The organism is Streptococcus sp. 959 (assembly GCF_013277075.1).
GTDB lineage: Bacteria > Bacillota > Bacilli > Lactobacillales > Streptococcaceae > Streptococcus > Streptococcus pseudopneumoniae_C.
In genome coordinates, this window is record NZ_VMMF01000035.1 from 22,688 (window position 1) to 37,051 (window position 14,364).

15 protein-coding genes are annotated in these 14,364 nt (G+C 39.1%); 9 read left to right on the forward strand and 6 right to left on the reverse strand.

Annotated features, from left to right (window positions below):
* Window positions 1-16: 16 nt before the first annotated feature.
* The 5 genes from lysS to HT717_RS09455 all read right to left on the reverse strand — a co-directional run bounded on the left by lysS (window position 17) and on the right by HT717_RS09455 (window position 4,479).
* Window positions 17-1,507: a lysine--tRNA ligase gene (lysS, locus tag HT717_RS09435; protein ID WP_049539184.1), complete on the reverse strand. Its 1,491-nt coding sequence runs from the start codon at window positions 1,505-1,507 to the stop codon at window positions 17-19.
* Window positions 1,508-1,643: 136 nt separating this feature from the next.
* Complete coding sequence (locus tag HT717_RS09440; RefSeq protein WP_049539182.1) at window positions 1,644-2,261, reverse strand: histidine phosphatase family protein; 618 nt, start codon at window positions 2,259-2,261, stop codon at window positions 1,644-1,646.
* A complete protein-coding gene (locus HT717_RS09445) occupies window positions 2,261-2,743 on the reverse strand; it encodes an aminoacyl-tRNA deacylase (protein ID WP_049539180.1) in 483 nt (160 codons plus the stop codon). The genes HT717_RS09440 and HT717_RS09445 overlap by 1 nt, the downstream gene beginning before the upstream one ends.
* On the reverse strand, window positions 2,743-3,585 hold the full coding sequence (locus HT717_RS09450) for a DUF368 domain-containing protein (protein ID WP_049539178.1): 843 nt from the start codon (window positions 3,583-3,585) through the stop codon (window positions 2,743-2,745). Before HT717_RS09450 ends, HT717_RS09445 begins: the two co-directional genes overlap by 1 nt.
* Before the next feature lie 93 nt (window positions 3,586-3,678).
* Entirely contained in the window at window positions 3,679-4,479 is an 801-nt protein-coding gene (locus HT717_RS09455; protein ID WP_049539176.1) for a glycoside hydrolase family 25 protein, read from the reverse strand.
* 155 nt (window positions 4,480-4,634) lie between these two features.
* Between HT717_RS09455 and glmU the strand changes: the two genes are divergently transcribed.
* The 7 genes from glmU (at window position 4,635) to HT717_RS09490 (ending at window position 10,636) form a co-directional block, all read left to right on the forward strand.
* Entirely contained in the window at window positions 4,635-6,014 is a 1,380-nt protein-coding gene (gene glmU, locus HT717_RS09460) for a bifunctional UDP-N-acetylglucosamine diphosphorylase/glucosamine-1-phosphate N-acetyltransferase GlmU (RefSeq protein WP_049539175.1), read from the forward strand.
* A gap of 9 nt (window positions 6,015-6,023) precedes the next feature.
* Window positions 6,024-6,569, forward strand: a complete 546-nt coding sequence (locus HT717_RS09465; protein WP_049539174.1) for an NUDIX hydrolase — start codon at window positions 6,024-6,026, stop codon at window positions 6,567-6,569.
* A gap of 11 nt (window positions 6,570-6,580) precedes the next feature.
* Entirely contained in the window at window positions 6,581-6,889 is a 309-nt protein-coding gene (macP, locus tag HT717_RS09470; protein ID WP_049539173.1) for a cell wall synthase accessory phosphoprotein MacP, read from the forward strand.
* A 16-nt stretch (window positions 6,890-6,905) separates the two neighbouring features.
* Entirely contained in the window at window positions 6,906-7,598 is a 693-nt protein-coding gene (locus HT717_RS09475) for a 5'-methylthioadenosine/adenosylhomocysteine nucleosidase (RefSeq protein ID WP_049539171.1), read from the forward strand.
* A gap of 76 nt (window positions 7,599-7,674) precedes the next feature.
* Window positions 7,675-8,166, forward strand: a complete 492-nt coding sequence (gene rocS, locus HT717_RS09480) for a chromosome segregation protein RocS (RefSeq protein WP_000021242.1) — start codon at window positions 7,675-7,677, stop codon at window positions 8,164-8,166.
* 107 nt (window positions 8,167-8,273) lie between these two features.
* Window positions 8,274-8,864, forward strand: a complete 591-nt coding sequence (locus tag HT717_RS09485; protein WP_020900313.1) for a 3'-5' exonuclease — start codon at window positions 8,274-8,276, stop codon at window positions 8,862-8,864.
* A gap of 8 nt (window positions 8,865-8,872) precedes the next feature.
* A complete protein-coding gene (locus HT717_RS09490) occupies window positions 8,873-10,636 on the forward strand; it encodes a glycerophosphodiester phosphodiesterase (RefSeq protein ID WP_173305132.1) in 1,764 nt (587 codons plus the stop codon).
* Between the two features lie 625 nt (window positions 10,637-11,261).
* On the opposite strand, the gene HT717_RS09495 is transcribed toward HT717_RS09490, so the two are convergent.
* Complete coding sequence (locus HT717_RS09495; protein ID WP_173268000.1) at window positions 11,262-11,687, reverse strand: DUF6556 family protein; 426 nt, start codon at window positions 11,685-11,687, stop codon at window positions 11,262-11,264.
* A gap of 138 nt (window positions 11,688-11,825) precedes the next feature.
* On the opposite strand from HT717_RS09495, the gene HT717_RS09500 reads away from it, so the two are divergent.
* Window positions 11,826-12,968 carry a cysteine desulfurase family protein gene (locus tag HT717_RS09500; RefSeq protein WP_173305134.1) on the forward strand — a complete coding sequence of 381 codons (1,143 nt, stop codon included), beginning with the start codon at window positions 11,826-11,828 and terminating at the stop codon, window positions 12,966-12,968.
* An 8-nt stretch (window positions 12,969-12,976) separates the two neighbouring features.
* Entirely contained in the window at window positions 12,977-14,191 is a 1,215-nt protein-coding gene (gene thiI / locus HT717_RS09505) for a tRNA uracil 4-sulfurtransferase ThiI (RefSeq protein WP_049539164.1), read from the forward strand.
* Window positions 14,192-14,364 lie beyond the last annotated feature (173 nt).

The following is a 14,364-nucleotide window of genomic DNA, read 5'->3' on the forward strand; positions in this document are numbered from 1 at the left end:
TCAGAGGATAAGAGTATTATTTCATTGTTGGGAAGAGCAATACATCACGGATAGTTGTTGTATCAGTGAGGAGCATGCAGAGACGGTCGATACCGATTCCCAAACCACCTGTTGGAGGCATACCATATTCAAGAGCCTCGATGTAGTCATAGTCGATGCCTGTCGCTTCATCGTCACCAAGTTCTTTGGCTTTAGCTTGGGCTTCGAAACGGCTAAGCTGATCGATTGGATCGTTCAACTCAGTAAAGGCATTACCGTACTCCTTAGTCATGATGAAGAGCTCGAAACGGTCAGTAAAGCGTTCGTCTTCAGGATTTTTCTTAGCAAGTGGAGATACAGCTACTGGATGTCCATAGACAAAGGTTGGTTGGATCAAGGTTTCTTCAACAAACTCTTCAAAGAAGGCATTGATAATATGGCCAACTTCAGTGTAGTGTTTCTCAACAGGAACTTTCTTCTCAGCAGCGATAGCTTTAGCTTCTTCCAAAGTCATGTCTTGCCAGAAATCTACACCAGTAATCTCTTTGATAGCATCCACCATGTGAACACGTTTAAATGGTTCGTTAATCTTGATTTCAGTACCTTGGTAGTTAACTGGACCATCACCTTTAACAGCTTTAGCAGCGTGCTGGATAATGCCTTCGGTCAAGTCCATGATGTCTTGGAAGTCTGCATAAGCTTGGTAGACTTCGATCGAAGTGAACTCAGGGTTGTGAGTAGCATCCATTCCTTCGTTACGGAAGATACGGCCAATTTCATAGACGCGTTCCATACCACCAACGATAAGGCGTTTTAAGTGAAGCTCAGTTGCGATACGAAGCACCATATCAATGTTTTGGGCATTGTGGTGAGTGATAAATGGACGGGCAGCAGCACCACCAGCCTCGTTGTGAAGAACAGGTGTTTCTACTTCAAGGAAGCCTTTTTGGTCAAGGTAACGACGGATTTCAGAAATGATTTTTGAACGAGTGACAAAGCGTTCAAAGCTTTCACGGTTAGAAATCAAGTCAAGGTAACGTTTACGGTAAATTGTTTCAACGTCAGTCAAACCGTGGAATTTCTCTGGAAGTGGACGAAGAGCCTTAGACAAGTGTGTAATGTGAGTCGCCTTGATAGAGAGTTCTCCCATATCTGTACGCATTACTTCACCTTCGACACCAAGGAAATCACCTAGGTCTGCTTTTTTGAAGATTTCGTAGTTTTCTTCACCGACAGCATCTTTACGTACGTAGATTTGGATTTGACCTTCGCGGTCTTGAAGGTGGGCAAAGCCAACTTTTCCTTTACCACGTTTAGTTACCAAGCGTCCTGCGATAGTAGCTGTTTCGTTTTTATCGTGTAATTGTTCTTTATCAAGGTCAGCAAATTTATCTTTTAATTCTTGTGAATTTGCAGTGCGTTCAAAGCGTTTTCCGAAAGGATCGATTCCTTGTTCACGAAGCGCAGCCATTTTTTCACGGCGAACGATCTGCTGGTCATTTAGTTCTTCCATATGTTCTGTTGACATGGGATCCTCCTAGTTTTACTCAAAATTGAATACGATGAGTCATTTTTGCGATACTTCCATTTTATCATAAATAAGCAAGAAATTCACGGATAATCTTTCAAAACTAAAAAGAACTTGACGCTAAAATCAAGTTCTGTTATTGATAGGAAGTATCATTCCAAGTATTGAGAGTGAATGTTTCAAAATCATGGGTTTCAAGAATGGTCAGGCTGGCATTTGCTAGACCGCCATCTTTACGAAGAAGAGGTTCTTTATAACCTAAAAGAGTACGGAGACTGGCAGTAAGATTAGCGCCGTGGCCGACAATTAGAATACGCTCAGCCGGACTATCTTTGAGTGATTTGATAAATTGGATGGTCCGTTGAGTTGTGCTATGGAGGGATTCAGCTTCAAACATTTGAGTGTCAAACTTGGCAAGATTCGTACGGAAAGCCTGGATTTGTTGCGGGTAAATAGCTTCCAAAGTTGCGATTTTCAAACCTTCTAATTTCCCCAGCTGCCATTCACGGAGATTAGGAACACTTTCTAAAGGACAGGGCGTCTGGAGTTGACTTTGGATAATTTCAGCAGATTTGATTGCTCGAGGTAAATCACTTGAATAAATTTGTTCAAAAGGAATTTCCTTGAGATACTGGCCAAGTTTTTTGAGGATGTCAATGGATTCAGGAAGTAGGGGAGAATCTCCACTAGCACCTTGAAAGCGTCCTTCCTGATTCCAGACTGTACGGCCATGGCGGACAAAGTATAGTTTCATTACTTGCTGTCCTCCAAGATATCTTCAAAGTCAGCCTTTACAAAGCTAGCCAAGTCTTGTGGTGCGACGATAATGCTGTGACCAACTTCCCCAGCAGAGACAATCATTTGATCCAAGTCTAAGGCGATCTTATCGATAAAAATGGGGTAATTGTGTTTCTGACGAATGCCGACAGGATTATTGGCTCCATGAATATAACCTGTTGTTTTTTCCAAGTCTTTTTGAGGAATCATGCTCACTTTTTTATTGCCAGAAATTTTAGCTAGTTTCTTTTCAGACAAGTGTTGAGTGATGGGAACAATTCCGATAATCGGTCCGGTCTTATCTCCTAAAAGAGCCAAGGTTTTGAAAATCTGATCTCGTTCATAACCTTGCGGAAGTTCTCCTTCCAGAGCATTGATTTGAATTCCCTGATGTGAGATACCTGATTTAGACAGGATTTGTTCCACCAATGTTTTTTTGATTTTAACTTTTTTTGCCATTATTTATACTTATCCTCCAATTGGCTCATCCAAATACCAAGCCAGATTCCCAAGGCAAAGAAGAAGGCGATGATGACATACCCAACAAGTGAAAGGCCTGTGTATTGGATGCTTTCAGCGTTTCCTGCATTTGGAATCAAGATCAAAAGGGTACTTGATAGGACGATCCCGATGATGAAATGATAGACGCGAGAGTGGTAGTTATTTAAGGCATAATCCATCAATTTTGAAAAAATGATGAGAGTTGTACCTGCTCCGATTCCAATCGGGAAGAAGGTTCCTAAGAGGTCAAAGGTTTTAAAACCAGTCAACATAGGAGCATAGAGTCCCAAAATCAAAAGTAGATTTGATGGACTGAGACCAGGAACCAATACTCCAAGAGCCAGTAGTGCACCTGCTAAAACAAAATTAAGAAAGCTTGCGTTTAAGGTCCCAACGACAAAATTTAAGGCATAGAGACCTAGTCCAGAAATGATAAAGGTGGCCCAGAACCAAGCTAAATCAATCTTGTCTCTGTCAGATTCTCGAGTTGATTCTTTTAGTAGGCTAGGAACAGTACCAATGATGGCCCCTGCAAAGCTCCATAAGACAAAGACCTGATAATTTTCAAGCAGGTATTCAATCGGATAAGAAAATAAGCCGATTCCCAGAAGCATACCGATGGCAACTGGAATAAAGTACAAAACATTTTCTTTAAAGTCTTTAAAGGGGTGGGCCAGAAAGCCAATCATTCGTTCATAAATCCCTAAGATTGCTGCTAGAACCCCTCCGGAAATTCCCGGTAGGATAAAACCAAGAGCAATCACAATCCCTTTAATAAGGCGTGCTAACCATGAGAGCATATTTTTCCTCCAACTATTTCTATTTCAAAAAATCCTTACTATATTGTATCACAATCAAACACAAAAGAAAAAGCAAATGATAAACAAATGCTTTTAAGGTTTTAAAAAGAGTTTTCTAAAAGTTTCTTCTTTGTTTTTTAAGGAAGAGATGACGTTGATATCCAAATCGTGATTAAAGCCAGCAATTTTTCCTTTAGAAGTGTACTGGTGGATGTCGTAATCTAAATCAGTTTTTGGAGTTGCCTCGTAGAATCCTGAGTCAGAACCATAGGACGGAATCCAAATAGAAGAAAATTTTGTAGTGTCAATACTATGTTCTTCCATGAAATAAACACCAACGTAGATTCCAATGTCTTTAGCTCCTAGTGATTCTAGTTTGGCTCGAAAGGCTTCAACCCCTTCGTTCATATTGGACATGGTTTTTTCTTCAACATCTAACCAATAGTAGCTAGGGTTATAGGGAGAGGCAGCATTATAAAAAACTTCAGCTGCTTTTTCCATTTCTTGGACACTTTTTCCAGCTAAATAAGCATAAACACCAACTGGGACATTTCGTTTTTGAAACTCAGTGATATGGGTTTTAAAAGCCTTATCTACCCCATTAACAAAGGAGGCATCGTTCTCTTTGGACGTTTGAGCGCCACTATGGACGCGAACAATGGCTCCAGAAATGTTTTGGGACAGAGTATCGTAATTAATTTCCTCAGGACGCTGCCAACCAGAAACATCAATTACCGGTTTATCTAAGTTATGTAATGCCTGGGTTTTTATTTGAGTAATATTTGATTTTGTTTTTACAGGATGATCTTCATAATGGGGGCGATTTAGGATTAATATAAAAATCATAATCCCAAAAAAACCAAATAAAATAAGCGGATTAAATTTCTTTCTCATATTTCATCATTTTACCTTAAAAATCAAAAAAAATCAAAAAAAATACTCAAAAAATGGGTTAGGGAAGGGACTTTGGAGCATTTTTTCATTCAAGATCGCGGAATGATTTGAAATATGGTATAATAAAAGGGAATTTCTATAGAAAAGAGAAGATTATGTCAAATTATGCCATCATTTTAGCAGCGGGTAAAGGGACTCGCATGAAATCTGATTTGCCAAAAGTGTTGCACAAGGTTGCGGGTATTTCTATGCTGGAACATGTTTTCCGTAGTGTGGGAGCTATCCAACCTGAAAAGACAGTAACAGTTGTCGGACACAAGGCAGAATTGGTTGAGCAGGTCTTGGCTGGACAGACAGAATTTGTGACTCAATCTGAACAGTTAGGAACGGGTCATGCAGTTATGATGACAGAGCCTATTTTAGAAGGTTTGTCAGGTCACACCTTGGTCATTGCAGGAGATACTCCTTTAATCACAGGTGAAAGCTTGAAAAACTTGATTGATTTCCACATCAATCATAAAAATGTGGCCACTATCTTGACTGCTGAAACAGATAATCCTTTTGGCTATGGACGAATTGTTCGTAATGACAATGCAGAGGTTCTTCGCATCGTTGAGCAAAAGGATGCTACAGATTTTGAAAAACAAATCAAGGAAATTAACACTGGAACTTACGTTTTTGACAATGAGCGTTTGTTCGAGGCTTTGAAAAATATTAATACCAATAACGCTCAAGGTGAATACTATATTACAGATGTCATTGGCATTTTCCGTGAAGCTGGTGAAAAAGTTGGCGCTTATACTTTGAAAGATTTTGATGAAAGTCTTGGGGTAAATGACCGTGTGGCACTTGCGACAGCTGAGTCAGTTATGCGTTGTCGCATCAATCATCAGCACATGATCAATGGTGTTAGCTTTGTCAATCCAGAAGTAACTTATATTGATATTGATGTGGAGATTGCGCCTGAAGTTCAAATCGAAGCCAATGTTACCTTGAAGGGGCAAACGAAAATTGGTGCTGAGACTGTTTTGACAAATGGAACATATGTAGTGGATAGCACTATCGGAGCAGGAGCTATTATTACCAACTCTATGATTGAGGAGAGTAGTGTTGCAGACGGTGTGACAGTCGGTCCTTATGCCCACATTCGTCCAGGTTCAAGTCTGGGTGCCCAAGTCCATATTGGAAACTTTGTTGAGGTTAAAGGTTCTTCTATCGGGGAGAATACTAAGGCTGGTCATTTGACTTATATCGGAAACTGTGAAGTGGGTAGTAACGTTAATTTTGGTGCAGGAACCATTACAGTCAACTATGACGGCAAAAACAAATACAAGACAGTCATCGGTAACAATGTCTTTGTTGGTTCAAATTCAACCATTATTGCGCCAGTTGAGTTAGGTGACAATTCCCTCGTTGGAGCTGGTTCAACTATTACTAAAGATGTTCCAGCGGATGCCATTGCCATTGGTCGCGGTCGTCAGGTCAATAAAGATGAATATGCAACACGCCTTCCTCATCATCCTAAGAATCAGTAGGAGTCTATCATGGAATTTGAAGAAAAAACGCTTAGCCGAAAAGAAATCTATCAAGGACCAATATTTAAACTGGTCCAAGATCAGGTTGAATTACCAGAAGGTAAAGGAACTGCCCAACGAGATTTAATTTTCCACAATGGAGCTGTCTGTGTTTTAGCCGTAACGGATGAGCAAAAACTTATCTTGGTCAAGCAGTATCGTAAGGCTATCGAGGCTGTCTCTTACGAAATTCCAGCTGGAAAATTGGAAGTAGGAGAAAATACAGACCCTGTAGCAGCAGCCCTTCGTGAATTAGAGGAAGAAACAGCCTATACAGGGAAGTTAGAACTCTTGTATGATTTTTACTCAGCTATTGGCTTCTGTAATGAAAAGTTAAAACTATACCTAGCTAGCGATTTGACAAAGGTGGAAAATCCACGTCCGCAGGATGAAGACGAAACTTTGGAAGTCTTTGAAGTGAGTCTAGAAGAAGCTAAGGAATTGATCCAATCAGGTCATATTTGTGATGCCAAGACAATTATGGCTGTTCAGTATTGGGAATTGTACAAAAAATAGAGGAGGTCAGTATGGGTAAACCTTTATTAACGGATGAAATGATTGAAAGAGCTAATAGAGGCGAAAAAATTTCAGGTCCTCCTTTGCTAGATGATGAGGAGACAAAGATTTTACCAACTTCTTCCCGTTTTGGTTATGCCAATCCTAAGGAACATGGTTTTAGCCAGGAAACCTTGAAGATTCAAGTCGAACCGTCTATTCATAAAAGCCGTCGCATTGAAAATACTAAGAGAAATGTCTTCAATTCTAAGTTAAATAAAATCTTATTTGCTGTCATCTTTCTCTTGATTTTGCTTGTGTTAGCAATGAAACTTTTGTAATAGAAAAGGAATTGAAATGAAAATAGGAATTATTGCGGCTATGCCAGAAGAACTGGCGTATCTGGTCCAGCATTTAGAAAATGCTAAGGAGCAAGTTGTTTTGGGGAATACCTATCACACAGGAAGCATTGCCTCTCATGAAGTCGTTCTTGTAGAAAGTGGAATAGGGAAGGTCATGTCTGCTATGAGTGTGGCGATTTTGGCTGATCATTTCCAAGTGGATGCTCTCATTAATACGGGCTCAGCTGGGGCAGTAGCAGAAGGTATTGCTGTTGGGGATGTCGTGATTGCTGACAAATTAGCCTATCATGACGTGGATGTCACAGCTTTTGGTTATGCTTATGGACAAATGGCGCAACAACCGCTTTATTTCGAATCAGACAAAACCTTCGTAGCCAAAATCCAAGAGAGTTTATCTCAATTGGACCAAAAATGGCATCTTGGTTTGATTGCTACAGGAGATAGTTTTGTTGCAGGAAATGACAAGATAGAAGCGATTAAGTCCCATTTCCCAGAAGTTTTAGCCGTTGAGATGGAGGGAGCAGCTATTGCTCAGGCAGCGCATGCCCTTAATCTTCCAGTCTTAGTTATCCGAGCTATGAGTGACAATGCCAATCATGAAGCAAACATCTCTTTTGATGAGTTTATTATCGAAGCTGGACGTCGCTCTGCCCAAGTCTTATTAACCTTTTTGAAGGCTTTAGATTAAGCGAAAATTTGACAGTTTTTCTAGCTTATGATAAGATTTAAGTAAAGAAAAGCTAGAAAACGTTTCAGAGGATATTATGAGTATTGAAATGACCGTCAGTGAGATTGCAGAGGTTTTAGGATTATCTCGCCAAGCAATCAATAACCGTGTCAAAGAATTACCAGAAGAAGACACAGATAAAAATGACAAAGGGGTAACAGTCGTTACCAGAAGTGGCTTGATTAAGCTAGAAGAAATCTATAAAAAAACGATTTTTGAAGATGAGCCTGTCAGTGAAGATGTCAAGCAACGTGAACTGATGGAGATTCTAGTGGATGAGAAGAATGCAGAAATTCTTCGTCTCTATGAACAATTAAAAGCCAAGGATCGTCAGTTATCAGAAAAAGACGAGCAGATGCGTATCAAAGACCGTCAGATTGCTGAGAAAGACAAACAACTCGATCAGCAGCAACAATTGACTCTTCAAGCCATGAAGGATCAAGAAAATCTTAAGCTAGAGCTGGACCAAGCAAAAGAAGAAGTCCAATCAACTAAGAAAGGCTTTTTTGCTCGTTTATTTGGAGGATAATCAAGGAGCTGTTTAGGTTATGTGCTAACCTAATGGCTTCTTTTATTTGTGAATAGTATAGTTGCTCAAAATGAATAAGAAGATAGACAGTAGAGGAGAAGGATAGAATGGAACGATTAGAAGATTACATTGCTTTTGACTTAGAATTTAATCAGCACGAAGGACAAACACACTTGATTCAAGTTTCGGCAGTGCGTTTTAGAGATGGTCAGGAAATCGATGCCTATGATTCCTATGTTCATACAAGTGTGCCTTTAAAAAGCTTTATCAATGGTTTGACTGGGATTACGGCTGAGACCTTAAAAGATGCTCCTCCAGTGGAGAAAGTTATAAAAGATTTCCAAGAGTTTGTGGGTTCTTTACCGATGGTTGGATACAATGCTGCTAAAAGTGATTTGCCTATTCTAGCAGAGCATGGTTTAGACTATAGCCAGCAGTACAAGGTGGATTTGTATGATGAAGCTTTTGAACGTCGTAGTTCAGATTTACATGGTATTGCCAATCTCAAATTGCAAACCGTCGCCTCATTTCTTGGATTTCAAGGGCAGTCCCATAATAGCTTGGAGGATGCTCGGATGACGGCGCGTGTTTACGAGTCCTTTCTAGAGTCCGATCAAGCTAGAGAATTGTTAGGGACAGAAAGTAGCCTGTCGAACAATCCTTTTGGAGGCTTGGACTTGTCTCAATTATTTGACTAGGAGTGCCTATGAAACCTGAAAAACCTAAAAATCTAGGTTTTAAGCAGATATACTTTAATCTAGATAAAATACTTTTTCTCTTTTTCTTGATATTCATGATGATTGAGTTTGTCTGGTTACCACTTAATTCTTTGATTGCTGGACTGTTGCTCCGTCAGACAGGTTATCTCTTTCTTTCCTACAATAATATTTTTGCCATTATAAAGGGTTCTCCCTTTGTTAGTCTTGCTTTATTTGTTCTGGTAATCGTTAATTTACTAATCGCCTATTACCAGATAGGGCTTCTCTTTATCGGAGCTCGACACCTCCTCTATCATGAAAAGAGAACTCTGCTGGAGTACAGTCGCAAGGTCTTTCGTCAGAGTTTCTTATTCATGAGACAAGTGACGATTTCCAAAATGGCCTTTATCTTCTTTTATGTCATGATGCTTTTTCCATTGATTCGAAAGATTTTAAAGATTTATTATCTCAATAAAATTGTTATTCCTGATTTTATTGTGACATACTTTGAAGATAAGTATTGGCTGTTAGGATTAATTATTTTTATGTTTGCTCAGATGATGTTTTATATTTCCGTTCGTTTAATGTTCGCTTTACCCCAGATTTTTTTTGATCGAAGAAGGGTTAAAGAGTCAATCAGTTATAGCTTGAAAAAAACGAAAAAACATTCTTGGTTTTATATCTGGAACTTATTTTGGATTGTCGTCAAAACCTACCTATTTTTCATTCTTTTATTGATTCCAATCTTAGCAGGTCAGGCACTGATGGATGGTCTGACCCATAAGGAATCTCTTGTTCTGGGAATTATCAACTTTGTCTTGATTAAGAATTTCCACTATATGGCCTTAACTTACTTTCTCATTAAGTTCGTTTCCTTCTTAACAGGAGAAGAACTAGAAATCACGCCAAGGAGAAAGAAAGATCACTGGATGAGATGGGGAGTGATGGGCTGTGCCGGTATTTTTTTCGCTCTTGAGGGTTATGTTTATTTGGAAGCTCCAGTTGCCAATAAACCTTTAGTTATTTCTCATAGAGGTGTCTCCAATAGGAATGGTGTGCAGAATACAGTTCAATCTTTAGAAAAAACAGCGCAGTTATCACCAGACTTAGTTGAAATGGATGTCCAAGAAACCAAAGATGGCCAGTTTGTCATGATGCATGATGCTAATATTAAGAATTTGACAGGAGTCAATGCCAATCCTCAAGATTTAACCTTAGATGAATTAACCAAACTCGATATTTCGGAAAACGGCTATCACACCAAGGTGTCTAGTTTTGATGATTATCTTAACAAAGCCAATGAATTGCATCAAAAACTCCTCATTGAAATTAAAACCAGTCGAAAAGATAGTCCAGATATGATGAAACATTTTATGGACAAATATGGAGATGTTATTAAACGGAATAATCACCAAATGCAGTCCTTAGACTACCATGTTATTGACCAGGTGTTAGCCTATGACTCACAAATTCCAGTTTATTTCATCCTACCTTACAATAGTATTTTTCCAAGAACGAAAGCTACAGGTTACACCATGGAGTATTCTACCTTGGATGAAAATTTTGTCAACAAGCTTTGGAATACCGATCAGAAATTGTACGTGTGGACTATCAATAGTTCAGAGTCCTTTGATAAATCTGTTCATTTGGGAGCTGATGGCATGATAACAGATGACTTGGAAATGATTCAAGAGCAGGTTACCATTGCCCAAGAAGACCCAGAGTATATGGATTTACTGTTCAAACAGGCCATGGAATTCTTTAATTTTTAGTGATCATAATCACCCGTCTAACGGGTGATTTGCGGGCTATCAGCTCAAAACCAGAGACTGAGCAAAAACTCACCTTTAAGACAGAAAAAACGAGCAACGTATCAGTTGGATATGCTCGTTTTTTCTGTTCTAGTTTATATAACAGATTGAATCTAGAGTGGTACACCGTATATACTAAACATTTTTAGAAATTAATTAGAGTTTCTAAATCAATTTGTTTATATCTTATTTCAATCTATTATAATTAAAAAACAACAAAATAGAAACTAATATCTATGAAGTGGTTGAGATAGACTATTTATGTTAGATGTAAAGGTCTTACTAACTTCTGCATGAAGAAGGATTTCGAATATAAGGTAAATGAAAAATGGATCTTGCTCCCCTTTGGAGCAGATGAGAGAGTATTGTTGGCGCGTGCAGAGTTTTTTATATTAGAGATAAATAAGTCATCACAACATAGCTAGGTTTCAATTATATGAGTATGAATCTCATAAAATTGGTCAAGAATCTACCCTCTAAAACATCAATTATATAAAAACACAGTCTCTCTTTGGCTTGATTGTGGTCAAGGCTGAAGTCACTGTGTAGTTTTATTTTTAAGTTAATTTTTTCTTAAATCATGTGCTTACTGAGGATTGCTTTTATTTTCTGAAGTTGGCGTATTGACCTGTTTTTCGTTTTCAGTAGCAGGTTTACTTGGAGCAGGAGTAGAGTCCTGAGTTGCTGTTTTATGCTCTTCTTTTTTCTCTTCCTTAACACTAGATTTTGGTGTTTCTTCTTGTTGTGTTTTTTCTTGAGTGGTGTTATTTTCCTTATTTGGACTAGTATTTTCCTGAGGGGATTCTTTTTGAATTTCTTTGACAATTGTTGTCTGGCTTGTCGTAGGTTCTTTTTTAGTATTTTTGTTATTATCCAAGGCGTTCATGATCGTGATACTCGCGGTAATCAAGCCAAGGATACTACCAATAGTAGCAACGGTTTTTTGGAAGACCGTAAAGCCTTTTTTGATGTGTTCTGTTTTGGGTTTTGAAGTTCTACGATAATTAGACATACATTCTCTCCTTTAATTAAAATTTATTATACCGCATTTCTTTAAAAAAATCTTAAAAAAAGAGGAATTGCCCTTTCTTGTCGCAGACTCTGTTTCATGATACAATAGAAGGAGTGATTTTAGAAAGCGTGAGAAAACATGATTTACTTTGATAATTCGGCGACGACCAAGCCTTATCCTGAAGCCCTTGAAACTTATATGCAGGTGGCTTCAAAAATTTTAGGAAATCCATCTAGTCTCCATCGTTTGGGAGACCAGGCAACACGAATCTTAAATGCTTCCCGCCAACAGATTGCCGATTTGATTGGCAAGAAAAGTGACGAAATCTTCTTTACCTCTGGTGGAACAGAAGGAGATAACTGGGTTATCAAGGGTGTGGCCTTTGAAAAAGCCCAGTTTGGCAAGCACATCATTGTATCAGCCATTGAACATCCAGCAGTCAAAGAGTCAGCCCTCTGGTTGAAATCTCAAGATTTTGAGATAGATTTTGCTCCAGTTGATGAGAAAGGATTTGTGGATGTAGAAGCTCTAGCAGATTTGATACGACCTGATACGACCCTTGTTTCCATCATGGCAGTAAACAATGAAATCGGCTCTATCCAGCCTATTAAGGCTATTTCAGAACTTTTGGAAGACAAGCCAACTATTTCCTTCCATGTTGATGCGGTTCAAGCACTTACCAAGATTCCAACTGAAAAATATTTGACAGAACGAGTGGATTTCGCGACCTTCTCGAGCCATAAGTTTCATGGTGTCCGTGGTGTTGGCTTTGTCTATATTAAGTCTGGCAAGAAGATTACGCCTCTTTTAACAGGTGGTGGCCAAGAGTGTGATTATCGTTCGACAACTGAAAATGTGGCAGGGATTGCAGCGACAGCTAAGGCCCTCCGTTTGTCTATGGAAAAGCTAGATATTTTTACAAGCAAAACTGAGCAGATGAAGGCAGTGATTCGCCAATCGCTTTTGGACTATCCGGATATATTTGTCTTCTCTGATGAGGAAGGCTTTACCCCTCATATCCTGACTTTTGGAATTAAGGGTGTTCGAGGTGAAGTCATCGTTCACGCCTTTGAAGACTATGATATTTTCATTTCCACAACCTCTGCTTGTTCGTCCAAGGCTGGTAAACCTGCAGGTACCTTGATTGCTATGGGAGTGGACAAAGATAAGGCCCAATCAGCTGTGCGTCTTAGCCTAGACCTTGAAAATGATATGAGTCAGGTAGAGCAGTTTTTGACCAAGTTAAAATTAATTTACAATCAAACTAGAAAAGTAAGATAGGAGCATTTATGCAGTATTCAGAAATTATGATTCGTTACGGAGAATTGTCAACCAAGCACAAAAATCGTATGCGTTTCATCAATAAACTTCGCAACAATATTTCAGACGTTTTGTCTATCTATCCCCAAGTAAAAGTAACAGCAGATCGTGATCGTGCCCATGCTTACCTCAATGGAGCTGATTACACAGCAGTAGCAGAATCCCTCAAGCAAGTCTTTGGAATTCAAAACTTTTCTCCCGTTTATAAGGTTGAAAAGTCCGTGGATGTTCTTAAATCTGCTGTCCAAGAGATTATGAAAGAAACTTACAAGGAAGGGATGACCTTTAAAATCACTGGTAAACGTAGCGACCACACCTTTGAACTTGATAGTCGTGAACTCAATCAAACTCTTGGTAGTGCTGTTTTCGAGGCTATTCCAAACGTACAAGCTCAGATGAAAAATCCTGATATCAATCTTCAGGTGGAGATTCGTGAGGAGGCTGCCTATATTTCCTATGAAACTTTTCGTGGAGCAGGAGGATTACCTGTGGGAAGTTCTGGTAAAGGCATGCTCATGTTGTCGGGAGGGATTGATTCACCTGTGGCAGGTTATCTAGCTCTTAAACGAGGGGTAGATATTGAAGCCGTTCACTTTGCCAGCCCACCTTACACTAGTCCAGGTGCTCTCAAGAAAGCCCAAGATTTAACTCGTAAATTAACCAAGTTTGGGGGCAATATCCAGTTTATCGAAGTACCTTTCACAGAGATTCAAGAGGAAATCAAGGCTAAAGCTCCAGAAGCCTATCTTATGACCTTGACACGCCGTTTTATGATGCGGATTACTGATCGTATTCGTGAGGTGCGAAATGGTTTGGTTATCATCAATGGGGAAAGTCTTGGTCAAGTAGCTAGCCAGACCTTGGAAAGCATGCAGACTATCAACGCTGTGACCAGCACTCCAGTCATTCGTCCTGTGGTTACTATGGACAAATTGGAAATCATTGACATCGCTCAGGCAATCGATACCTTTGATATTTCTATCCAGCCTTTTGAAGACTGCTGTACGATTTTTGCACCTGACCGTCCTAAGACAAATCCTAAGATTAAAAATGCAGAGCAGTATGAAAAACGAATGGATGTTAAGGGCTTAGTTGAGCGAGCAGTAGCAGGGATTATGATCACTGAGATTACACCTCAAGCTGAAAAAGATGAAGTCGATGACTTAATTGACAATCTTCTCTAATCATAAAATCCAAAAGAATTTAGAAAATTAAATGAAAAAGTTAGTTTTTAATCTAAATAAACAATAAACACTAGCTTAAAAATCATGACCACACAGTGATTTCGTCTTGAATGATTATCAAGTTGAAAGAAACACTGTGTGGTTTTTAAATAGGGCTCTTTGTCAACTGTAGT

Excerpts from the sequence above, each read along its gene's own strand:
- lysS (WP_049539184.1), bottom strand. The coding sequence starts at position 1,507 with ATGTCAACAGAACATATGGAAGAACTAAATGACCAGCAGATCGTTCGC.
- HT717_RS09440 (WP_049539182.1), bottom strand. The coding sequence starts at position 2,261 with ATGAAACTATACTTTGTCCGCCATGGCCGTACAGTCTGGAATCAGGAA.
- HT717_RS09445 (WP_049539180.1), bottom strand. The coding sequence starts at position 2,743 with ATGGCAAAAAAAGTTAAAATCAAAAAAACATTGGTGGAACAAATCCTG.
- HT717_RS09450 (WP_049539178.1), bottom strand. The coding sequence starts at position 3,585 with ATGCTCTCATGGTTAGCACGCCTTATTAAAGGGATTGTGATTGCTCTT.
- HT717_RS09455 (WP_049539176.1), bottom strand. The coding sequence starts at position 4,479 with ATGAGAAAGAAATTTAATCCGCTTATTTTATTTGGTTTTTTTGGGATT.
- glmU (WP_049539175.1), top strand. The coding sequence starts at position 4,635 with ATGTCAAATTATGCCATCATTTTAGCAGCGGGTAAAGGGACTCGCATG.
- HT717_RS09465 (WP_049539174.1), top strand. The coding sequence starts at position 6,024 with ATGGAATTTGAAGAAAAAACGCTTAGCCGAAAAGAAATCTATCAAGGA.
- macP (WP_049539173.1), top strand. The coding sequence starts at position 6,581 with ATGGGTAAACCTTTATTAACGGATGAAATGATTGAAAGAGCTAATAGA.
- HT717_RS09475 (WP_049539171.1), top strand. The coding sequence starts at position 6,906 with ATGAAAATAGGAATTATTGCGGCTATGCCAGAAGAACTGGCGTATCTG.
- rocS (WP_000021242.1), top strand. The coding sequence starts at position 7,675 with ATGAGTATTGAAATGACCGTCAGTGAGATTGCAGAGGTTTTAGGATTA.
- HT717_RS09485 (WP_020900313.1), top strand. The coding sequence starts at position 8,274 with ATGGAACGATTAGAAGATTACATTGCTTTTGACTTAGAATTTAATCAG.
- HT717_RS09490 (WP_173305132.1), top strand. The coding sequence starts at position 8,873 with ATGAAACCTGAAAAACCTAAAAATCTAGGTTTTAAGCAGATATACTTT.
- HT717_RS09495 (WP_173268000.1), bottom strand. The coding sequence starts at position 11,687 with ATGTCTAATTATCGTAGAACTTCAAAACCCAAAACAGAACACATCAAA.
- HT717_RS09500 (WP_173305134.1), top strand. The coding sequence starts at position 11,826 with ATGATTTACTTTGATAATTCGGCGACGACCAAGCCTTATCCTGAAGCC.
- thiI (WP_049539164.1), top strand. The coding sequence starts at position 12,977 with ATGCAGTATTCAGAAATTATGATTCGTTACGGAGAATTGTCAACCAAG.